Here is a 3774-nt window from a genome sequence, read left to right as displayed (position 1 = left end):
GGTGGGCACCGCCCAGCGGGTTGTCGCCGGCGCCTGGCTGTTTTCCTCCGTGGTGGTCGTGGAAGATTCGGCCCCGTTGCGCCAAGTGCTCACGGCGAGTTACGACGCGCTTGGCCTGGAGTGGAATCCGGCCACGGCCGGCGCGGCGGAGGATTTGCTGCCCGGGCTCGGCGTGAATGCGGTAGAGCAGGCGCTGCGGGCGGCGTATGCCGGCTATGCCGCAGTGGCGGACGGCAGCTTCGACGAGCTGCTCGCGAGCATACCGGTCCCGGAACCAGCACCCGTTGTAGTCAGCGCGCGGCCCGCCTAGTCTGGAGGGGACTTCAAGTTCCTGCACTGCGGAGGCGCACCATGGACGGGCCAGCGCAGCACGGTCTGCGCACTCTGGACGACGCTTTAGGCCGGCCGCTGCGGGATCTGCGGATCTCCGTCACCGACCGGTGCAACTTCCGCTGCGTCTACTGCATGCCCAAGGAAGTTTTCGGGCGCGACTTCGTGTTCCTCCCGAAGGACCAGTTGCTGACCTTCGACGAAATCATCCGGCTGGCCGGGCTTGCGGCTGCCCACGGCGTGGAGAAAATTCGGTTGACCGGCGGGGAGCCGCTGCTGCGGCGCGGGATCGAAAATCTGGTGGCCGGGCTCGCGGAACTGCGCACACCCGAAGGCCGTCCGCTGGACCTGGCGATGACCACGAACGGCTCGGTGCTGGCCCGCAAGGCGGAGGCGCTCAAAACGGCCGGGCTGACCCGGGTAACGGTCTCTCTCGACTCCGTGGATGATGCCACCTTCCGCCAGATGAACGACGTCGACTACCCCGTGGCCACGGTGCTGGAGGCAATCGAGGCCGCGGCCGCCGTCGGGCTCGGTCCGGTGAAGGTGAACATGGTGGTCAAGCGCGGGGAGAACGACGGCGGCATCCTCGCCATGGCGCGCCACTTCCACGGCACGGCCCACATCGTCAGGTTCATCGAGTACATGGATGTGGGCTCCACCAACGGCTGGAACCTGGACCAGGTGCTTCCGTCGGCGGAGGTGGTGCGGCGGATCAATGCCGAACTTCCGCTGGAACCGCTGGCGCCCCGCTACCCGGGGGAGACGGCCACGCGCTTCAGGTACCGCGACGGCGGCGGCGAGGTCGGGACCATTGCCAGCGTCACCCAGGCGTTCTGCCACGGCTGCACCCGGGCGCGGTTGAGTACTGACGGGAAGTTGTTCACCTGCCTTTTCGGCACCGGCGGCACCGACCTGCGCGCGCTGCTGCGCGGCGGCGCGGACGATGAGGAAGTGGCCGGCGTGCTTGCCGGCGCCTGGCGCGGCCGCTCCGACCGCTACTCGGAGCTGCGCAGCGCCGAGACTGCGGGCCTTGGCCCCCGTTCCGGAAACGCCCCGGCCCAGGCCGCTGCCCCGTCCGCGGGTGGCTGGCCGGGCCGGAAAGTGGAGATGCACTACATCGGCGGCTGATTCAACGGGCCGGGGTTATCCACATCGTTTGATCCAACCCTGCCGGCGTGCCGGGCAGCAGGAGCACACTGGCTGGACAGACCAGGCCCGATGCGAGGAAGTCCAGATGTGCGATATGTGCAACGGCATGTCAATGCGGCAGTACAAAGAAAAGATCCGGTTGAACATTGCCAGGCACGGCTGGCACGCGCAGTTGGTGGAGGGCGGCAGGGATAGCCCGGCCTTCGGCTACACCATCGGACTGACGGAACTGAAGCACGCAGAGTTTTTCATCAGCGGCCGCCCCGCGGAGGAGATCTACCGGATGCTGGCGGAGCTGGCTCACCGGGTGATCGGACACGATGACCGGCTGCTGGCCAGCATGACCGTGACCCTTAGCAGCCGGAGTGTGTATCTGGCCCCGATCGAAGAACCGGAGCTCTTGCTGCTGTACGGCATCAAGCTGTACCGGCACCGGCTGCGGGCCGTGCAGGCGGTGTGGGCCGATGACAGCGGTCAGTTGCCCTGGGAGCAAGAGCATCCGGACACGTTGACCCAGCGCATCTATGGAACTCCGCCCGGCCTCGCTCCAGTACTGGAATGAGGCCGGGCGGAGACCGGATGTCATGGCGCGTGCGCGCGCAGACGCAAGGTCAGTGGCCGCGGGCAATCCATTCGTCCAGCTGCGGCGCTTCGGCACCGATGCTGGTGGAGTCGCCGTGGCCGGTGTTCACCGTCGTGTCGGCCGGCAGCGTCAGCAGCCTGCCCTTGATCGACTCGATGATCGTCTCGAAGCTGGAGTAGCTGCGGCCGGTGGCGCCGGGGCCGCCGTTGAACAGCGTGTCGCCGCTGAACAGCACGCTCTCGGATTCCAGGTGGAAGCACACCGATCCGGGGGAGTGGCCCGGGGTGTGGATCGCCTTCAGCGTGGCTCCCGCGACCTCGAACGCATCGCCGTCCTTGATCGAGTGGTCCGGGGCACTGTCCGGGAAGACGGCGTCCCAGAGCATCCGGTCGGCGTCGTGCAGGTAAACCGGGGCCTTCACCAGGTCCCGGAATTCACCGACTGCACGGATGTGGTCGTCGTGTCCGTGCGTGAGCAGGATGGCCTTGACCGTCCGGCCGGCGACGGCGTCCGCCACCGCCTGCGGGTTGTGGGCCGGGTCGATCACGAAGACTTCGGCCTCGTCCCCGACGATCCAGACGTTGTTGTCCACGTCCCAGGTGCCGCCGTCCAGCGAGAACGTTCCGGAGGTGACCAGGTTTTCGATGGTGATGCTCATGCGACCTCGACCACCGAACGCAGTACCTTGCCTTCGTGCATCTTGTCGAAGGCGGCCTCCACGTCATCCAGCTTGATCCGCTCGGTGACGAAGGCGTCCAGGTCCAGGTTGCCCTGCTTGTAGTGGCTGACCAGCATGGGGAAGTCGCGGGAGGGCAGGCAGTCGCCGTACCAGGAGGACTTCAGCGAGCCGCCGCGGCCGAACACGTCCAGCAGCGGCAGTTCGATCTTCATGTCCGGAGTGGGCACTCCCACCAGCACCACGCGCCCGGCAAGGTCGCGGGCGTAGAAGGCCTGCTTGTAGGTTTCCGGCCGGCCCACGACTTCGATCACGACGTCGGCGCCGTTTCCGCCGGTGAGCGCCTGGATGGCTTCCACCGGGTCTTGTTCCCGGGAATTGATGCCGTGCGTGGCGCCCAGGGACTTTGCCAGCTCCACCTTGTTGTCGTCGATGTCGACGGCGATGATCGTGGTGGCGCCGGCCAGCTTCGCGCCGGCGATGGCGGCGATGCCCACGCCGCCGCAGCCGATCACGGCCACCGATTCGCCGCGCTTGACTTCACCGGTGTTGATCGCCGCGCCGATGCCGGCCATGACACCGCAGCCGAGCAGGCCCACCGCCGCCGGATCGACGTCGTCGTCCACCTTGGTGCACTGGCCGGCGGCCACCAGGGTCTTCTCGGCGAACGCGCCGATGCCCAGTGCGGGGGAGAGCTCGGTGCCGTCCTCGAGGGTCATCTTCTGCGTGGCGTTGTGGGTGTTGAAGCAGTACTGCGCCTCGCCGCGCTGGCAGGCCCGGCACTCGCCGCACACGGCGCGCCAGTTCAGGATGACCCGGTCGCCGGGGACCAGGTTGGTCACATCGGGGCCGACGGCGCTGACCACGCCGGTGGCCTCGTGGCCGAGCAGGAACGGGAAGTCGTCGTTGATCCCGCCCTGCTTGTAGTGCAGATCGGTATGGCAGACGCCGCAGGTGAGGATGTCCACCAGCGCCTCGCCCGGGCCCGGATCCGGGACGAGGATGGTTTCGATGGAGACCGGCGCGTTCTTTT

Annotated in this window: 4 protein-coding genes and 1 pseudogene; 3 read left to right on the top strand and 2 right to left on the bottom strand. The window is 67.6% G+C overall.

Annotated features, from left to right (window positions below; all coding sequences use genetic code 11):
* The 3 genes and pseudogenes from AC5RWT_RS35510 to AC5RWT_RS35500 all read left to right on the top strand — a co-directional run.
* Positions 1-310 (top strand): annotated as a pseudogene (locus tag AC5RWT_RS35510) (hypothetical protein); the annotation flags it as partial.
* A gap of 41 nt (positions 311-351) precedes the next feature.
* Positions 352-1461: a GTP 3',8-cyclase MoaA gene (moaA, locus tag AC5RWT_RS35505; RefSeq protein WP_494084320.1), complete on the top strand. Its 1110-nt coding sequence runs from the start codon at positions 352-354 to the stop codon at positions 1459-1461.
* Between the two features lie 133 nt (positions 1462-1594).
* Positions 1595-2044, top strand: coding sequence for a DUF4262 domain-containing protein (locus tag AC5RWT_RS35500; protein WP_494084319.1), 450 nt, complete (start codon positions 1595-1597; stop codon positions 2042-2044).
* Between the two features lie 49 nt (positions 2045-2093).
* On the opposite strand, the gene AC5RWT_RS35495 is transcribed toward AC5RWT_RS35500, so the two are convergent.
* Both AC5RWT_RS35495 and AC5RWT_RS35490 read right to left on the bottom strand, forming a co-directional pair.
* A complete protein-coding gene (locus tag AC5RWT_RS35495; RefSeq protein WP_494084318.1) occupies positions 2094-2723 on the bottom strand; it encodes an MBL fold metallo-hydrolase in 630 nt (209 codons plus the stop codon).
* Positions 2720-3774: S-(hydroxymethyl)mycothiol dehydrogenase (locus AC5RWT_RS35490; RefSeq protein WP_494084317.1), on the bottom strand; the 1055-nt coding region annotated here is incomplete at its 5' end. The genes AC5RWT_RS35495 and AC5RWT_RS35490, both read right to left, overlap by 4 nt.

The sequence above is a fragment of the Arthrobacter sp. Dra40 genome, assembly GCF_059091905.1.
Note: the sequence above shows the minus strand (reverse complement) of the source record. Positions and strands in the feature narration are given on the sequence as shown.

Excerpts from the sequence above, each read along its gene's own strand:
- moaA (WP_494084320.1), top strand. The coding sequence starts at position 352 with ATGGACGGGCCAGCGCAGCACGGTCTGCGCACTCTGGACGACGCTTTA.
- AC5RWT_RS35500 (WP_494084319.1), top strand. The coding sequence starts at position 1,595 with ATGCGGCAGTACAAAGAAAAGATCCGGTTGAACATTGCCAGGCACGGC.
- AC5RWT_RS35495 (WP_494084318.1), bottom strand. The coding sequence starts at position 2,723 with ATGAGCATCACCATCGAAAACCTGGTCACCTCCGGAACGTTCTCGCTG.